The sequence below is a fragment of the Crenobacter cavernae genome (assembly GCF_003355495.1).
Classification (GTDB): domain Bacteria; phylum Pseudomonadota; class Gammaproteobacteria; order Burkholderiales; family Chromobacteriaceae; genus Crenobacter; species Crenobacter cavernae.
In genome coordinates, this window is sequence record NZ_CP031337.1 from 1,894,841 (window position 1) to 1,908,733 (window position 13,893).

General features: G+C 65.7%; 20 protein-coding genes. 2 read left to right on the top strand and 18 right to left on the bottom strand.

The annotated features are described in order from the left end of the window. Positions 1-6: 6 nt before the first annotated feature. The 3 genes from DWG20_RS09145 to fumC form a co-directional block, all read right to left on the bottom strand. Positions 7-747: an NADPH-dependent oxidoreductase gene (locus DWG20_RS09145; protein WP_115433527.1), complete on the bottom strand. Its 741-nt coding sequence runs from the start codon at positions 745-747 to the stop codon at positions 7-9. A gap of 93 nt (positions 748-840) precedes the next feature. Beyond that, positions 841-1,437, bottom strand: coding sequence for a TetR/AcrR family transcriptional regulator (locus DWG20_RS09150; RefSeq protein WP_115433528.1), 597 nt, complete (start codon positions 1,435-1,437; stop codon positions 841-843). Between the two features lie 146 nt (positions 1,438-1,583). Further along, entirely contained in the window at positions 1,584-2,984 is a 1,401-nt protein-coding gene (fumC, locus tag DWG20_RS09155) for a class II fumarate hydratase (RefSeq protein WP_115433529.1), read from the bottom strand. 181 nt (positions 2,985-3,165) lie between these two features. Between fumC and DWG20_RS09160 the strand changes: the two genes are divergently transcribed. Beyond that, entirely contained in the window at positions 3,166-4,692 is a 1,527-nt protein-coding gene (locus DWG20_RS09160; protein WP_115433530.1) for a fumarate hydratase, read from the top strand. Between the two features lie 94 nt (positions 4,693-4,786). After that, positions 4,787-5,800 carry a bile acid:sodium symporter family protein gene (locus tag DWG20_RS09165; protein WP_245944688.1) on the top strand — a complete coding sequence of 338 codons (1,014 nt, stop codon included), beginning with the start codon at positions 4,787-4,789 and terminating at the stop codon, positions 5,798-5,800. A 64-nt stretch (positions 5,801-5,864) separates the two neighbouring features. On the opposite strand, the gene DWG20_RS09170 is transcribed toward DWG20_RS09165, so the two are convergent. The 15 genes from DWG20_RS09170 to DWG20_RS09240 all read right to left on the bottom strand — a co-directional run bounded on the left by DWG20_RS09170 (position 5,865) and on the right by DWG20_RS09240 (position 13,891). Further along, complete coding sequence (locus tag DWG20_RS09170; RefSeq protein WP_245944689.1) at positions 5,865-6,233, bottom strand: MmcQ/YjbR family DNA-binding protein; 369 nt, start codon at positions 6,231-6,233, stop codon at positions 5,865-5,867. Further along, positions 6,220-6,633: a DUF2721 domain-containing protein gene (locus DWG20_RS09175; protein ID WP_115433531.1), complete on the bottom strand. Its 414-nt coding sequence runs from the start codon at positions 6,631-6,633 to the stop codon at positions 6,220-6,222. Before DWG20_RS09175 ends, DWG20_RS09170 begins: the two co-directional genes overlap by 14 nt. Then, positions 6,633-7,292, bottom strand: coding sequence for a L,D-transpeptidase (locus DWG20_RS09180; RefSeq protein ID WP_115433532.1), 660 nt, complete (start codon positions 7,290-7,292; stop codon positions 6,633-6,635). The genes DWG20_RS09175 and DWG20_RS09180 overlap by 1 nt, the downstream gene beginning before the upstream one ends. After that, on the bottom strand, positions 7,273-7,770 hold the full coding sequence (locus tag DWG20_RS09185) for a L,D-transpeptidase (protein ID WP_115433533.1): 498 nt from the start codon (positions 7,768-7,770) through the stop codon (positions 7,273-7,275). Before DWG20_RS09185 ends, DWG20_RS09180 begins: the two co-directional genes overlap by 20 nt. Continuing rightward, entirely contained in the window at positions 7,767-8,504 is a 738-nt protein-coding gene (tadA, locus tag DWG20_RS09190) for a tRNA adenosine(34) deaminase TadA (RefSeq protein WP_115433534.1), read from the bottom strand. The genes DWG20_RS09185 and tadA overlap by 4 nt, the downstream gene beginning before the upstream one ends. Positions 8,505-8,551: 47 nt before the next feature. After that, positions 8,552-8,827 (bottom strand): hypothetical protein, encoded by a 276-nt coding sequence (locus DWG20_RS09195; protein ID WP_115433535.1) that lies wholly within the window; start codon positions 8,825-8,827, stop codon positions 8,552-8,554. Further along, on the bottom strand, positions 8,824-9,204 hold the full coding sequence (locus tag DWG20_RS09200) for a phage holin family protein (RefSeq protein ID WP_115433536.1): 381 nt from the start codon (positions 9,202-9,204) through the stop codon (positions 8,824-8,826). Before DWG20_RS09200 ends, DWG20_RS09195 begins: the two co-directional genes overlap by 4 nt. A 3-nt stretch (positions 9,205-9,207) precedes the next feature. Continuing rightward, positions 9,208-9,522, bottom strand: coding sequence for an ElaB/YgaM/YqjD family protein (locus tag DWG20_RS09205; RefSeq protein WP_115433537.1), 315 nt, complete (start codon positions 9,520-9,522; stop codon positions 9,208-9,210). Between the two features lie 617 nt (positions 9,523-10,139). Next, on the bottom strand, positions 10,140-10,550 hold the full coding sequence (locus DWG20_RS09210; protein ID WP_147289940.1) for a hypothetical protein: 411 nt from the start codon (positions 10,548-10,550) through the stop codon (positions 10,140-10,142). After that, on the bottom strand, positions 10,550-11,020 hold the full coding sequence (locus DWG20_RS09215; RefSeq protein WP_115433539.1) for a D-Ala-D-Ala carboxypeptidase family metallohydrolase: 471 nt from the start codon (positions 11,018-11,020) through the stop codon (positions 10,550-10,552). Before DWG20_RS09215 ends, DWG20_RS09210 begins: the two co-directional genes overlap by 1 nt. Positions 11,021-11,070: 50 nt before the next feature. After that, positions 11,071-11,370, bottom strand: coding sequence for a hypothetical protein (locus tag DWG20_RS09220; RefSeq protein WP_115433540.1), 300 nt, complete (start codon positions 11,368-11,370; stop codon positions 11,071-11,073). Further along, complete coding sequence (locus DWG20_RS09225) at positions 11,370-11,708, bottom strand: peptidase M48, Ste24p (protein WP_115433541.1); 339 nt, start codon at positions 11,706-11,708, stop codon at positions 11,370-11,372. The genes DWG20_RS09220 and DWG20_RS09225 overlap by 1 nt, the downstream gene beginning before the upstream one ends. A 64-nt stretch (positions 11,709-11,772) precedes the next feature. Further along, positions 11,773-12,030 (bottom strand): pseudouridine synthase, encoded by a 258-nt coding sequence (locus tag DWG20_RS09230; RefSeq protein WP_115433542.1) that lies wholly within the window; start codon positions 12,028-12,030, stop codon positions 11,773-11,775. Further along, a complete protein-coding gene (locus DWG20_RS09235) occupies positions 12,027-12,539 on the bottom strand; it encodes a hypothetical protein (RefSeq protein WP_245944690.1) in 513 nt (170 codons plus the stop codon). Before DWG20_RS09235 ends, DWG20_RS09230 begins: the two co-directional genes overlap by 4 nt. After that, positions 12,536-13,891 (bottom strand): pyocin knob domain-containing protein, encoded by a 1,356-nt coding sequence (locus DWG20_RS09240; RefSeq protein WP_115433543.1) that lies wholly within the window; start codon positions 13,889-13,891, stop codon positions 12,536-12,538. The genes DWG20_RS09235 and DWG20_RS09240 overlap by 4 nt, the downstream gene beginning before the upstream one ends. Positions 13,892-13,893 lie beyond the last annotated feature (2 nt).

Here is a 13,893-nt window from a genome sequence, read left to right on the forward strand (position 1 = left end):
GCGTGATTATTTGTCGAAGCCGAAGCCCTGCTGGCGGGCGATCGGGGCGGTCTCGGGGAAGTACACGTGTTGGTAGTATTGGGCGGTGTTGGCCGACCAGTTGAGGCTGTCCGGACGGTCGACCTGCCGCCAGTGGCGGGCCAGCGTCTGGTCGTAGGCGGCGATACTGTGCGGCAGTGCGGCGGCATCGTAGCGTTCGCGGTGGACGAAGCTCTCACGCGGCAGGCGCGGCTTGATCGTGCCGTCGTCGCGGATGTGGCCCATGGCCACGCCGACCAGCGGAAAGGTCAGTTCGGGCAGCTCCAGCAACTCGACCATCGCCTGCGGATCGCGGCGGATCCCGCCTATCGGCACCACGCCGAGGCCGGCGGAGCGCGCGGCGGTCATCAGGTTGCCCAGCGCGATGCCTGCATCGACCGCAGCCACGGCGAAGCCCTCGACGCTGTGGTGGATCACCTGCTCATGTCCGGCGTTTTCCATGCCGAGGTGGGTCTTGTAGAAATCGGCCACCAGGGTGATGAAGACCGGAGCCTGTGCGATCCACGGCTGGCCGCCGGCGATCTCGGCGATCTTCTTGCGGCGCTCGGCGTCCTGTACCACCACCAGCGACAACTGCTGACCGTTGATCGAGGTCGGACCTTTCCAGGCGGCGTCCAGTATGGCGTCCAGCAGCTCCGGCGCCACCGGGGTGTCGAGGTAGCTGCGCACGCTACGGTGCTGATGCATCAGTTCCAGGGTCGGGTTCATGCCGGATTCTCCATCTGCCAAAAAATAGACCAGTCGTCTATAAATATGTCCAAAAAAACCTGCCGGGTTTGGCAGGCGTTTTACTGCAAAGCGTTACTGCAAAAAGGTGAGTCGGGCCCGGGTGTCTTCCATCGCGGCGTTCAACGAGTCGGGGCAGCGTTCGACCTTCGCGCGTAATGCGGCGCCGAGCCACATCGCGTACAGCGCGTCGGCGAGAGCACGCGGCTCGCCCGGACACGAGATGCTGCCGTCGGCGTGGCCCTGTTCGATGACCTCGGCCAACCTCGCGACGATGCGCGCCATGCCGGCGGAGAGCGTTTCGCGCATCGGCTCCGAAAGGTCGCACACCTCGCCGGCGAGTTTCACGACCAGACAGCCGCCGTGTTCGGGCGTGCACGCATTGGCGATCCAGCCCTCGAAGTAGGACAGCAGCCGCTCGCGCGCCGGGCGGCCCGGCGCGGTCAGCTTCTCGCCCATCGCCGCGTCGTACTGGTCGAAGTAGCGGATCAACAGCGCGACGCCGTAGTCCTCCTTCGACTTGAAGTAGTGGTAGAACGAGCCCTTCGGCACGTTCGCCGCGGCCAACAGCTCGGTCAGCCCGGCGGCGGTGAAGCCGCGGCTTTGCACCAGCGCTTCGCCGGTGGCGAGGATGTGCTCGCGGGTGTCGTGGAACAGGTTCGGTCTAGCCATGGCCCGAAGTGTATTAGACCGACCGTCTAGTTTCAAGAAAAATTTTCGCGAACCGAATTGAGGGGCGGCAGCGGAGCCGGCGGGCGAAAGCTTGGCCGAGCCCGCTACCCAAGGCTCGGCCAACGTCGAAGAGCGAGGGCGTCCGCCTAGCGGCTGCGCCGCGTGTCGCCGACCATGTCCTCCGGCTTCACCCAAGAGTCGAACTGCTCGCCGGTCAGGTAGCCGCTGGCGATCGCCGCCTCACGCAAGGTTGTGCCCTCCTTGTGCGCCTTCTTCGCGATGAAGGCCGCCTTGTCGTAGCCGATGTGCGGGTTCAGCGCGGTGACCAGCATCAGCGATTTGTCCAAGAGTTCGGCGATGCGGTCGCGCCGCGCTTCGATGCCGACCGCGCAGTTGGCGTTGAAGCTTTCCATGCCGTCGGCCAGAAGCCGTACGCTCTGTAAAAAATTGTGGATGATCAGCGGCTTGTAGACGTTCAGCTCGAAGTTGCCCGCCGCGCCGCCGAAGTTCACCGCGACGTCGTTGCCGAATACCTGCGCGCACGCCATTGTCAGTGCTTCGCTCTGCGTCGGGTTGACCTTGCCCGGCATGATCGAGCTGCCCGGTTCGTTCTCGGGGATGGAAAGCTCGCCGATGCCGCAGCGCGGGCCGCTGGCGAGCCAGCGCACGTCGTTGGCGATCTTGGTCAGCGCGGCGGCGAGCGTCTTCAGCGCGCCGTGCGCGTGCACCAGCGCGTCGTGGCAGGCCAAAGCCTCGAACTTGTTCGGCGCCGACACGAAATCCAGACCGGTATCGCGCACGAGCATCGCGGCGACGCGCTCGCCGAATTCGGGGTGAGCGTTCAGCCCGGTGCCGACCGCGGTGCCGCCGAGCGCGAGTTCCGACAGGTGAGGCAGCGCGTCCTCCAGATGGCGATAGCTCTGTTCGAGCTGGGCGACGTAGCCGGAGAACTGCTGGCCGAGCGTCAACGGGGTGGCGTCCTGCAGGTGGGTGCGGCCGATCTTGACGATGTCGGTGAAGTCGTCGGCCTTGGCCGCCAGCGTCGCGGCGAGCGCGTCGAGCGCCGGGAACAGCCTCTCGTTGAGCGCAAAGACCGCGGCGACGTGCATCGCGGTCGGGAACACGTCGTTCGACGACTGGCCGTGGTTCACGTCGTCGTTAGGGTGCACGAGACGTCCTTCGCCGCGCGGGCCGCCGAGGAACTCGCTCGCACGGTTGGCTAGTACCTCGTTCATATTCATATTGGTTTGCGTGCCCGAGCCGGTCTGCCACACCGCGAGCGGGAATTCGCCCTGGTGCTGCCCGGCGATCACCTCGTCGGCGGCGGCGACGACGGCCTCGGACTTGTCGACCGCGAGTTGGCCGAGCTCGGCGTTGACCAGCGCCGCCGCGCGCTTCACACGCGCCAGCGCGACGATCAGCTCGGGCGGCATCTTCTCGCTCGAGATGCGGAAGTTTTCCAGCGAGCGCTGCGTCTGCGCGCCCCACAGGCGGTCGGCCGGCACGGCGATGTCGCCGAAGGTGTCGCGTTCGATGCGGGTGTTCATCTGCCACTCCTCCAAGTGCGCGGCACGCGGTGAAAACGGCGCGCTATTAGGGTTTTTCCTCCATGCTAGTGCCGCTTGTGCACAGCAACAAGGTCAAAAAACGAGCAGTTGCGGTGTTACAATTTGGTCCATCGCGGGGGCGTCCGCCCCGTCTGTTCAACCTGATTATGCGAGACCCGGCATGACCCTCATCCGCCAGGAAGACTTCATCCAGAGCATCGCCGATGCCTTCCAGTACATCAGCTACTACCACCCCAAAGATTACATCCAGGCGCTCCACAAAGCTTACCTGAAAGAGGAAAGCCCGGCCGCGCGCGACGCGATGGCGCAGATCCTGATCAACAGCCGCCTATGCGCCGAAGGCCACCGCCCGATTTGCCAGGACACCGGCATCGCGGTCGTGTTCCTGAAGGTCGGCATGAAGGTGCAGTGGGACGCGACGCTGTCGGTGCAGGAGATGGTCAACGAGGGTGTGCGCCGCGCGTACAACCATCCGGACAATAAATTGCGCGCGTCGGTGCTGCTCGACCCGGCGGGCCTGCGCCAGAACTCCAAGGACAACACCCCGGCCGTCGTGCACTTCGAGATCGTCGCCGGCGACGGCGTCGAGGTGACCTGTGCCGCCAAGGGCGGCGGCTCGGAGAACAAGTCGAAGATGGTGATGCTGAACCCGTCTGACTCCATCGTAGACTGGGTGCTCAAGACCGTGCCGACGATGGGCGCCGGCTGGTGTCCGCCGGGCATCCTCGGCCTCGGCATCGGCGGCACGCCGGAGAAGGCGATGCTGCTGGCCAAGGAGTCGCTGATGGACCATGTCGACATTCACGAGCTGAAGGACAAGGCCGACAGCGGCGCGGAACTGACCCGCGTCGAGGCGCTGCGCCTCGAGCTGTTCGAGAAGGTCAACGCGCTCGGCATCGGCGCGCAGGGCCTCGGCGGTTTGACCACGGTTCTGGACGTGAAGATCCTCGACTACCCGACGCACGCGGCGAGCCTGCCGGTCGCGATGATCCCGAACTGCGCGGCGACGCGTCACGTGCACTTTCATCTGGACGGTTCCGGCCCGGCCCACCTCGAAGCGCCGTCGCTGGACGACTGGCCCGAGATCACCTACGACAGCTCCAACGGCAAGCGCGTCGATCTGGACGCCATCACGCCGGAAGAAGTGCAGGGCTGGCAGCCGGGCGACGTGCTGCTCTTGAACGGCAAGATACTCACCGGCCGCGACGCCGCGCACAAGCGCATGGTCGACATGCTGAACAAGGGCGAGAAGCTGCCGGTCGACTTCACCAACCGCTTCATCTATTACGTCGGCCCGGTCGACCCGGTGCGCGCCGAAGTGGTCGGCCCGGCCGGCCCGACCACCGCGACGCGCATGGACAAGTTCACGCGCCAGATGCTGGAGCAGACCGGTTTGCTCGGCATGATCGGCAAGGCCGAGCGCGGCCCGGCCGGCATCGACGCGATCCGCGACAACAAGGCGGTCTACCTGATGGCGGTAGGCGGTTCGGCCTACCTGGTCTCGAAGGCGATCAAGGCGTCGAAGGTCGTCGGCTTCGAGGACCTCGGCATGGAGGCGATCTACGAGTTCGAGGTGAAGGACATGCCGGTCACCGTCGCGGTCGACTCCTGTGGCACCTCGGTGCACAACACCGGCCCGGCCGAGTGGCGCGTGAAGATCGGCAAGATCCCGGTCGCGGTCGCGTGACTCTCTAAAGGCTCGGCCGACCGAGCCTCGTGCAAGACCAGAACCGGCGCCGCGGCGCCGGTTTTTACATCCCCGATATCGAAAGGGACAAGGCGTGCAGGGGCTGAAAAAACTCGGGTTCGACGGCTTCATGCTGGCGCTGGTCGGCGCGGTCGTGCTGTCGGTCGTCTGGCCTCAGCTAGGCCGCACCGGCGGCCTGGTGCGCATCGAATATTTCACCCGCTACGGCGTCGCCGTGGTGTTCCTGCTCTACGGGCTGACGCTGTCGCCGCAGCGGCTGTGCGAGGGCATGTTTAATTGGCGTCTGCACCTTACGGTGCAGTTGTCGACCTTCCTGCTGTTTCCGCTGTTGGGGCTCGCGCTGGTGTCCGCGCTCGGCAACGCGCTGGTGCCGGCGCTGGCGCTCGGCTTCTTTTACCTCGCCGCCTTGCCGTCGACGGTGTCGTCGTCGGTCGCGATGACGTCGATCGCGAAGGGCAACGTGCCCGGCGCGATCTTCAACGCCAGCCTCTCGAGCCTGATCGGCGTGTTCCTGACACTGCTGTGGGTGAACCTATACCTTGAGGCGAGCGGCATCGCGTTCGATTTGTGGCCGGTGATCCTCAAGGTGCTGCTGCTGGTTCTGTTGCCCATCGCGCTCGGCCAACTGTTGCGCCCGGTACTGCTCAAGTGGCTGGTGCGGCACGCGGCGCTGACCAAGCTGCTCGATCGCGCGACCATTCTCGCCATCGTACTCAACTCCTTCTCCGACTCGGTCGCCGAGGGCGTGTGGGCGCAGCACGGCGCGTCGACCGTCGCGCTGATCGCCGGCGTGTCGGTCGGCCTGTTCCTCTTGGTCTATGCGCTGATGCAGTGGACGTGCCGTCGCCTCGGCTTCGATCGCGAGGACACGATCGCGTGCACCTTCTGCGGCTCGAAGAAGTCGCTCGCCGCCGGCGTGCCGATGGCCAAGGTGATGTTCGGAGTCAATCCTGCGCTTGGCCCGGCGCTCGGCCTCATCATCGCGCCCATCATGCTCTACCACTTCCTGCAGCTGGTGATGGTCAGCTACTTGGCGCGCAAGCTCGGCGAAGAGGCGGCACAGCCCGCCGCGTGCAGCGCGCGCTGAGTCGCGGCAGACGAAAAAACGGCCCCGCGATGCGGGGCCGTTTGCCGGCAGGGCTCGGCCAACGTCAAGGCAGCCCGAGCGCCTGCCGCCGCTTCTTGCTGAGCTTGGCCGCGACCAGCCGGTGCGCGTCGAGAAGCAACTCGGCCAACGTTTCGGGCGGCAGCGCGGCGGGCGAATCGATGCAGATCCACGACGCGCGCGCGAGGTAGGGCGCCGGTCTGACGCCGGGGATGTCGGTCAGCTCCAGAAAGCGCGCCGGATCGACCTTGCACCACAGCGAGTCGGGCGCGCCTATAGGCCGGAACAGCGCAAACATCCTGTCGCCGACCGAGAACACCAGGTTGTCGCCCCATTTGATGTCGGCGGTCGCCCCGGGCAGCGCGGCAGCGTGCTCGGCCAAGGTGGCGAACGAGAACGCGTCAGTCGTCTTCACGCAGCGCCTCGAGGTCGGACAGCAGCACGTTGAGCGCCTCGGTCGACATCTTCAGCTCGATCAGCGACATCGCGAGCGAGCCTATCATCAGTGCGAGGCTGAGGCCGAAGGTCAGCTGCGCGACAGGCTGCCAGCCCAGATACAGTTGGAACATCGCGACGACGGTGAAGAACAGGCTGCCGATGCCGAGCGCCTGCATCCACTTGATCAGGCTGATGCGGCGCCTGAGGTTGCCGATCTGCAGCACGATCTTGTGGTTGGGCGCGGCCTGGTAGTCCTCGTACAGCTCGCGGATGATGCCGGCGAGCGCGAGGTAGCGGTTGGTGTACGCGAGCAAGAGCAGCGAGATCGCCGGGAACAACAACCCCGGCGTGGTCAGCGACAATTCGGCCGGCGCCATCAGCCGTTCTCCTCGATGAGCACGTCGGTGCCTTTCGGCGTGCGGTTGAACAGGTCGATCACGTCGTGGCTCTTCATGCGCACGCAGCCGAGCGAGGTCGGCGTGCCGTAGGACACATGCTCGCCGGCGCCGTGGATGTAGATGAAGCGCTCGTAGCTGTCGACGTCGCCGCCCTGGTTCTTGCCCGGCTCCATGCCGCACAGCCACAGGATGCGTGTCAGGATCCAGTCCTTGTCAGGGTACTGTTCGTGCAGTTCGCTGGTGTATTTCCACGGCGTGATGTCACGGCGGAAGATGATGGTGTCGGGCGTGACGCCGTCGCCGATGCGCTCGCACACGCGGTGCCAGCCGCGCGGCGTCTGGTAGCTGTTCTTGGTCTCGCCGACGCCGTTCTTGGCGGTCGACACCGCGTAGCGCTTCACCGGCAGGCCCCAGCCGTCGTAGTAGGTGAGGCTCTGGCTTTTCACGCCGACGCGTATCCACGGCCGCCCGTAGTCGTAAGGGTTGGGGGCGGTCGCGGTCAGCGGGCCGTCTGCGTTGGCGTGCTGGGCGAATTGCGCGGCGTCGAGCAGAGGGTCGAACGCCGGCTCGGCCAACGTTGGCAGCGCCATCAGGCCGAGGCACGCGGCCAGCAGGCGCTCAGGCCGCAGGATGTTCATGTTCCACAATCTCCACCTCGGTGCCGGCCGGCACCGTATCGAACAGTTCCACAATGTCAGTATTGCGCATGCGCACGCAGCCGTGCGAACCCGGTACGCCGACGTCGACCGCGTCCGGCGTGCCGTGCAGATAGATGTAGCGCGCGAAGGTGTCGACGCGGCCGAGACGGTTCTTGCCCGGCTCGCGGCCGCACAGCCACAGGATGCGGGTCAGGATCCAGTCGCGGTCGGGCTTCGCCTGATAGGACGCCGCGTCGCAGACTTCGCCGGTCGGTCGGCGCGCGACGAACACCGCGGAAAGCGGCGCACCGGCGCCGATTTTCGCGCGCACGTAGTGGCGGCCGCGCGGCGTCTGGTAGCTGCCGCGCACCTCGCCGGCGCCGTTGGCCGCGGTCGACACCGGGTAGCTTTTCACGACGCGGCCGGCGTCGTCGACGAGGTCGAGCCGCTGCGCGTCCAGGTAGATCATCAGCTTCATGCCGTCTTGTCTTCCTCGCGGCGGCGCCGGAAAAAATCGGAGAGCTGTGTCGCGCAGGCCTCGTCCTCGATCCCGGCGAACACCGCGGTATGCGGGTTGAGCGCCTTGACGCCGAACAGGTCGACCCGGCTGCCGGCCGCGCCGGTCTTCGGGTCGGCCGCGCCGTAGAGGACGCGGTCGAGCCGCGCGTGCAGGATGGCGCCGGCGCACATCGGGCACGGTTCGAGCGTCACGTAGAGGTCGCAGCCGGACAGCCGGTAGTTGTCCAGCGTCGCCGCCGCCTCGCGCAGCGCCACCATCTCGGCGTGCGCCGACGGGTCGTGCCGCGCGATCGGCTGGTTGAAGCCGCGTCCGACGATCTCGCCCCTATAGACGACGACGGCGCCTACCGGCACCTCGCCGTTTTCCGCCGCGTGCCCGGCCAACGTTTGCGCCTCGCGCATGAAACGCACGCGCGCCTCGGCCGGCGGCGGCAGCCGCACCGGCGGATGCTCGGCCAGACTGGCCTTCAATCGGATGCGATCCGGGTCGCTGAGCTGGTTCCAGTGCACGCCGCGCGCGGCGGCCTCGAGCGCGAACAGCAGGCGCTCGGTCGCGGTCAGCCCGGCGGCTTTCAACAGCAGGAAGGCGCGCACCGCGCCGCAGGCGACGAGCGCGTCGCGACTGGTGAGACCTAGCTCGGCCAACATCGTGATCGCCTTGGGCGGCAGGGGAGGGGAAGTCAGCGCGTCCATGGCCCGATTATACCGGGGCTGTACCGGGGCGACGCGGGCGGAATGGGTTAGCGCCGCGACCACAGGCGGCGCAGCGCCCCGACGACGAGCGCGCCCTTGGCGAGCGACTTGAGCAGCACGCGGGTGCGCGCGTGAGGGATGAGCAAGGCGGTGAGGCCGATCAGCGTCTTGAAGCGGCTCGAGCTGCGCCACAGTTCGGCGCCTTCGCCGAGCATGGCCAGCGGTCCGCGCCATTGCTGCAGCTCGAGCGCGAGCTTGAGGCGCAGCGCGTCGCCCTTCATCAACAGCAGTTCCTTGCGCAACTGGCGGTCTTCGCGCTTCATGGCGTTTCGCGCCCGGACAGCGTCTGCCAGTCCTTACGCACCTCGGTCAGCGTATTCGAGAACGGCGTCGGTGCTAGCGCCAGGCGACGTTTGAGCCACCACAGGAGGAAGGCGCCGGCGACGAGGAAGAGGCTCGCCAGAGCGCCGAGCACCGCGGCTCTGAGATCGTCAGGCGTGATCACCATCACGAACAGCAGGAAGGCGATCAGGCCGATCAGGAGCGCGACCATGGCGGCCACCCCGGTGACGAGGTGGCCGATCATGCGCTCCTGTTGTTCGTGCGCTTCGATGCCGAACAGCTCGGCCCGGGTCAGCGCCAGGGACACGAAGCCGTTCAGCAGCGAACGCAGGCTACCGGGACGGGGAGTCGTCGACATCGGTCAACGGCGCGAGACCAGGAGGCCCAGCAGGAAGGCGCCGGCGGCGGCGACGCCGATCGCCTTCCACGGGTTGTCGTGCACGTACTGGTCGGTCGCCTTGGCAGCGGCCTTGGCCTTTTCCACCGCGACCTGCTCGGCGTCGATGAGGCGCGCCTTGGCGAGCTTCAGGTTGGCGGCGATCTTGGTCTTCAGCTCGCGGGTCTTCTCGCCGCCTTCGTCGCCGGCGGCGGCCAGCAGCTCTTCGGTGCTGTTGAGCACGCTGCGCACGTCGGCCAGCAGTTTCTCTTTTTCGTTGTTGAGGGTTTGCTCGGGCATCTTCGACCTCCTTGGTTCACAGAGACTTCGGGGATGAAGGCCGCATCGACGCGGTCTTCGCGATGAAATGGAGCGGTTTTCTTTACGCTAACAGACGGGAATCGTCAGCGTCAAACCCGATGGCATGAATTTCATCATCTTTAACAAATGCCGGCACTCCGGGCGGGCCTCTTTCCGGGGCCATCGATCGAGAAAGGCGTAAAACAAAGCGCTCGCGGTACACCCCCTGTTGTTTAGCACTTTGAGACGGGTTTGCCATTGGCGGCGCGAGAATAAAAAAAGCGCAGCCGGAAGGCTGCGCTTTGTGGTTCAAGGTTGGCCGAGCCGGCTCATTCCCACTCAATTATCTACAGGGCAGGCAAAACCATTGATAAGCAAGGTTTTTGATCTGGAATGTAAATATCAATACCGTCAAATCTACCGCCATGGGAAAAAGGTGCTCTATATAAGGATGGCCGCAGGGGCCGCTTTGCGCCCCCGCAGATACCAATTCTATCAGCCGCCTCCCATCCTTTCACTGCGCTGGATAGGCACGCTGCAAGCCAGCCCGTTCGACAACGCACTGGCCGTAACGCTGGGCGAGCTTCAGATAGAGTACTGCCAGATCATCCCAGCTGTCAGTCGCCGGCCGTTCGATCGCCGGCGAACTGGCCGCCAGGTTGTGCGGCAACGATGGCCGCGTTGGCGGCGTCGACGCCGGCTTGAAGCTGCTGCAGGCGGCCAGCATCAATACGGCAATCAGCAGGCAGGGGAACGAGTTTCTCATGGGTGCGGTACTCCACGATGCGGGTGGCCGTCTGGCTGGCGAGCCGGTCGGCCTGTTGCTGGATTTTGCCGGCCAGGCCGTTGAGCCGGGCGGATTCGGAGGCGAAGCGGGCTAGCGCTTGGCGCGCGTCGGCAAGCACCTGATCGGAGGCCTTGCGCTCGATCTCATCGCCACGGGTATGCCACCCGTGCCACCAGGCCACGCCGAGTGCGGCGCCGGCGATCAGCAGCGCCGCCAGCCATTTGAGGATCTGTGCGCGCATCACACCACCCCGCTGACGTAGGCGGTGCGACCGTTTTCCTTGCGCGCGGTGAGCACCTGGCCGCGGTTGGCCGCGGCGCTACGACGGAAGCCGATGTGCACCCAGCCGCCCGTGTCGGGGAACTCGCAGATCAGCTGGTCGAAGTCGATCAGGCCGCGACGCTTGGCTTCCTGCAGCTTGCGGCAGATGCTGCGCACGTCGCCGTATTTCGGTGCGCGGAAGTCTACCGCCAGCCCGTAGCGGTGGGCGCTGGTCGGCGAGCCGCCGGCGGCCTTGTTGACGGCTTCGGCGCGAAAGCACGACAGCACGGTGATCGGCACGCCGAGCAGGTCGCGAACGACCTCCATGCGGCCAGCGGTGTAACGGATGTTCTCGAGCTCGTCAGCGCCGGGCACGTTGGGCAAGCCCTGGCGCGTGGCGGTGGCGCTGGTGGTCATTTCTTCCAGGCTGAAGTGTTCGGTCAGTTGCATATAGCCCCCATGAAAAAAACCCGGCTTGCGCCGGGCTGGGTGGTGGATGTTCAGTTCGTCACTGTGGGCGGTGGACTGCGGCGCGGTGGCGTCTGCCCTCGAGGCGGGATGTCGCACGCGTTCCGCTGGTTGGCAAGCATCACGCCACACGCCCCGAGCACGAAAGCCGCGTCGGCCAAGCTGGGTGCGATGCCCGCGAGCAGCGAACAGACGTTACCGAACGCGCCGGCCGCCAGCGCGCAATAGGCCAAGCGCACCTTGAACGTGGTGCAGCGGCTCATGGTGTTGACCACCGTCAGTGCCTGCCAGAGCACCACCAGCGAGGCGAGCAGAAAAATCAGCGTCACCATCACTCCCTCCCTTCTCCCGGCAGGCGCACGTAGCGCTCGGGGTTGTCGCGGAATCGCTCCGACAGCTTGATCAGGCCCGGGACCAGATTCATCGCCGATACGCCGACCAGGAACGCGATGCCGTTTTCCAGCTCGGCCGGAAAGTTGGTGAAGTGGCGCACGAACGGCGTCAGGTACGCGGCGCACAGCGCACCGCTTGCGAGCGCCATGCACATTTGCCAGCGGGTGAGCTGCCGCACGTAGGACAAGGACACCACCGCACCGGCGAAGCCGGCAACGAGCGGCGCGATCTTGATACCGGCCCAGCCACCCGCCACCGTGGTCACAGGTTCAGCCATCCGAGACTCCTTTCTTCTTGTTGTCTTCAGGGGACGAAAAACCCCGCCGTATTGGGCGGGGTGGTTATAGTCGACTCAGTGTGCCTGGTCGGTATTCGGGCGGCAGGTGGCGGCGTAACAACTCGCTTTCGAACGCCTTGCGGCAGTGCGCGCGCTGCCAGAAGAACAGCGTGTCGATCGCGCGCCGAGCGGCGCCCCAGCCGCGGCGGTTGCGCAATCGCCAGGCACGGCTCGACAGCGTTTCGTCGGCCCAGCCGCCCGGGGTTGCAGCGTTCAGCAGCTGGTCGACGGCGATCGCGATTTGCAGCAGGCGCTTCTTCATACCGTACCCTCCCAGCGGACCGCGCCGATCCGCTCCTCGGCGTCCGGGGCGTCTAGGTCGATCGCGGCGAGCGCGTCCTCGAGCGCCTGGCGCTGGCCGATGATCTGGCCGCTGGCCACGGCGTAGGACTGCACCTTGGCACGCACCCGTCCGGCCAGATCGGCGACGACAAGGCCGCGCGCAGCGGCGATGGCGGTCAGCAGAGGGGTGGCTGCATTCGGGTCGGTGGCCAGCGCCTCGGCCTCGCGCGTCTGCTGAGCCCAGCTCTGCACCTCGCCGTCGGGGTAGCCGGCGGATAGGGTGGCCAGCAGTTCGGTAGCGCGGGCGTTGATGGCGGCCAGTTGGCGGGCGCGTAGGTCCAGTAGCCGTTGCTCGGTGCGTCCGGGGAATGCCGCATTCAACTCGGCGTCGCTCGCGTAATGGTCGAATACCGCCTCTCCATCCAGGGGCTGGTAGTCCGCATCGACAGAGCGCATGGATTGGCCGCCGTTGAAATAACACAAATTCATAGGTTGATCTCCCAACCGTTGATCCACAAATAAGCAGTCGATGCACTGCTTGCCCAGTACAGCGCGAGCGATTCCAACTGGATCGCCTTGGACGCACTGGTTGCGTATGCGCTGCCAGAGGCGCCCAGCGCTAGGGGGGACGGGTTAGTCGTGCTGGCCTGCGGCCCGTAGCCTCCGTTTGGAGCGACGATGATGGCCTGGCTCGCCGTACCGCTGCCATTGGTGATCGTCACGTCTACCGCGCAGGCATTCGGCGGCACGATGGAGCTGAGCGATACCGAAACATACGTCGGTGCCGATGTGCTGCCCGCCGAACCGCTGGCAGCCAGGATCGGTGCAGTCACATTAGAGCCGGCGGCCACTTTGGGCTGGAACTTCCGGTCGTTCTGAACGCCACCCAGGAGCCAGTAGTTCGTCGCCGACTGAGTCCGGTTCGCGCTCACCAAGCAGAAGTAGGTGAACCCTGCAGGCAGGGTCGGGGCGGTCGGCGAGGTAGACCAAAGCAAGCCGCGAGTGCGGGTGCTCGGGTTGTAGATCGCGAACAAGTAATAGTTGGTGCCGAAGGCCCAGTTACCGGCGTCTAGGCTATTGACCGCCCCGGACGCATTACCGCTGGTCGCCTGCTGGTTCCACCCGGTCAATGTCAATGACTGACCACCCGCATTTTGTAGTGTCAGCGCATTGGCGGTAACGGTGACCACGCCAGAGGTGCCGGTGTAACTCACCTGCAAGCCGCTGCGCGTTCCGGCCGGAACAGAGGAGGACTCAGGAACCCACGCCTCCCAGGTCGTGCTACTGACGTGCCGCCGCACATAGGGAATGTTCGGCAGTCCGGTTTCACCTAGTGGGGTGATGCGCTGCAGGCAGAAGTTGCTGCCACCCGCAGCAGGATCAGAATGCAGTTGGACCTGTAGATGACACGTTACTGCCGAATAGCCAGTCGGCGCATTTTCGAGATTTGCACCATCGTAGAAACCGGTCTGGAAAAAGGTGTTGAGGTCGGTGCCCGAAATATCGACCGCTTTGGTATTGCGGATCGCATCCGTGATACCGAAGCCGCTCAAGGTGGTCGGCTTCCCCGTCAGCTGAACCCACGCATGAGCGTGCTCAATCGCCGCAGCATTGGCCGCGATCAACGCGAGAATGGCAGTCCTCACCTGGGCTCGGTTGTTCGAGTCCAAAGCAACCCCAGTTGCCTCCACCAGTCCCGCCAGCTCTTCCTGGATCTGGTTGAAGAAATCGGCGTTCAGACGAGTCGCCAGAATACCGGCGAGCGGATCGCCGTCGCGGAAGCCCGGCTTGCCGGGGCCGAACATGTCGGCCACGGCGGTGGGGGTACTGATTCGACGCATGG

What these genes read in the sequence shown, in the direction of transcription:
- DWG20_RS09240 (WP_115433543.1), bottom strand. Translation starts at nt 13,891, where the DNA reads ATGCGTCGAATCAGTACCCCCACCGCCGTGGCCGACATGTTCGGCCCC.
- DWG20_RS09185 (WP_115433533.1), bottom strand. Translation starts at nt 7,770, where the DNA reads ATGAAGCTGATGATCTACCTGGACGCGCAGCGGCTCGACCTCGTCGAC.
- DWG20_RS09200 (WP_115433536.1), bottom strand. Translation starts at nt 9,204, where the DNA reads ATGTCGACGACTCCCCGTCCCGGTAGCCTGCGTTCGCTGCTGAACGGC.
- DWG20_RS09150 (WP_115433528.1), bottom strand. Translation starts at nt 1,437, where the DNA reads ATGGCTAGACCGAACCTGTTCCACGACACCCGCGAGCACATCCTCGCC.
- DWG20_RS09175 (WP_115433531.1), bottom strand. Translation starts at nt 6,633, where the DNA reads ATGGCGCCGGCCGAATTGTCGCTGACCACGCCGGGGTTGTTGTTCCCG.
- DWG20_RS09235 (WP_245944690.1), bottom strand. Translation starts at nt 12,539, where the DNA reads ATGAATTTGTGTTATTTCAACGGCGGCCAATCCATGCGCTCTGTCGAT.
- tadA (WP_115433534.1), bottom strand. Translation starts at nt 8,504, where the DNA reads ATGGACGCGCTGACTTCCCCTCCCCTGCCGCCCAAGGCGATCACGATG.
- DWG20_RS09145 (WP_115433527.1), bottom strand. Translation starts at nt 747, where the DNA reads ATGAACCCGACCCTGGAACTGATGCATCAGCACCGTAGCGTGCGCAGC.
- DWG20_RS09210 (WP_147289940.1), bottom strand. Translation starts at nt 10,550, where the DNA reads ATGCGCGCACAGATCCTCAAATGGCTGGCGGCGCTGCTGATCGCCGGC.
- DWG20_RS09215 (WP_115433539.1), bottom strand. Translation starts at nt 11,020, where the DNA reads ATGCAACTGACCGAACACTTCAGCCTGGAAGAAATGACCACCAGCGCC.
- DWG20_RS09180 (WP_115433532.1), bottom strand. Translation starts at nt 7,292, where the DNA reads ATGAACATCCTGCGGCCTGAGCGCCTGCTGGCCGCGTGCCTCGGCCTG.
- DWG20_RS09160 (WP_115433530.1), top strand. Translation starts at nt 3,166, where the DNA reads ATGACCCTCATCCGCCAGGAAGACTTCATCCAGAGCATCGCCGATGCC.
- DWG20_RS09230 (WP_115433542.1), bottom strand. Translation starts at nt 12,030, where the DNA reads ATGAAGAAGCGCCTGCTGCAAATCGCGATCGCCGTCGACCAGCTGCTG.
- DWG20_RS09225 (WP_115433541.1), bottom strand. Translation starts at nt 11,708, where the DNA reads ATGGCTGAACCTGTGACCACGGTGGCGGGTGGCTGGGCCGGTATCAAG.
- DWG20_RS09220 (WP_115433540.1), bottom strand. Translation starts at nt 11,370, where the DNA reads ATGGTGACGCTGATTTTTCTGCTCGCCTCGCTGGTGGTGCTCTGGCAG.
- DWG20_RS09205 (WP_115433537.1), bottom strand. Translation starts at nt 9,522, where the DNA reads ATGCCCGAGCAAACCCTCAACAACGAAAAAGAGAAACTGCTGGCCGAC.
- DWG20_RS09195 (WP_115433535.1), bottom strand. Translation starts at nt 8,827, where the DNA reads ATGAAGCGCGAAGACCGCCAGTTGCGCAAGGAACTGCTGTTGATGAAG.
- fumC (WP_115433529.1), bottom strand. Translation starts at nt 2,984, where the DNA reads ATGAACACCCGCATCGAACGCGACACCTTCGGCGACATCGCCGTGCCG.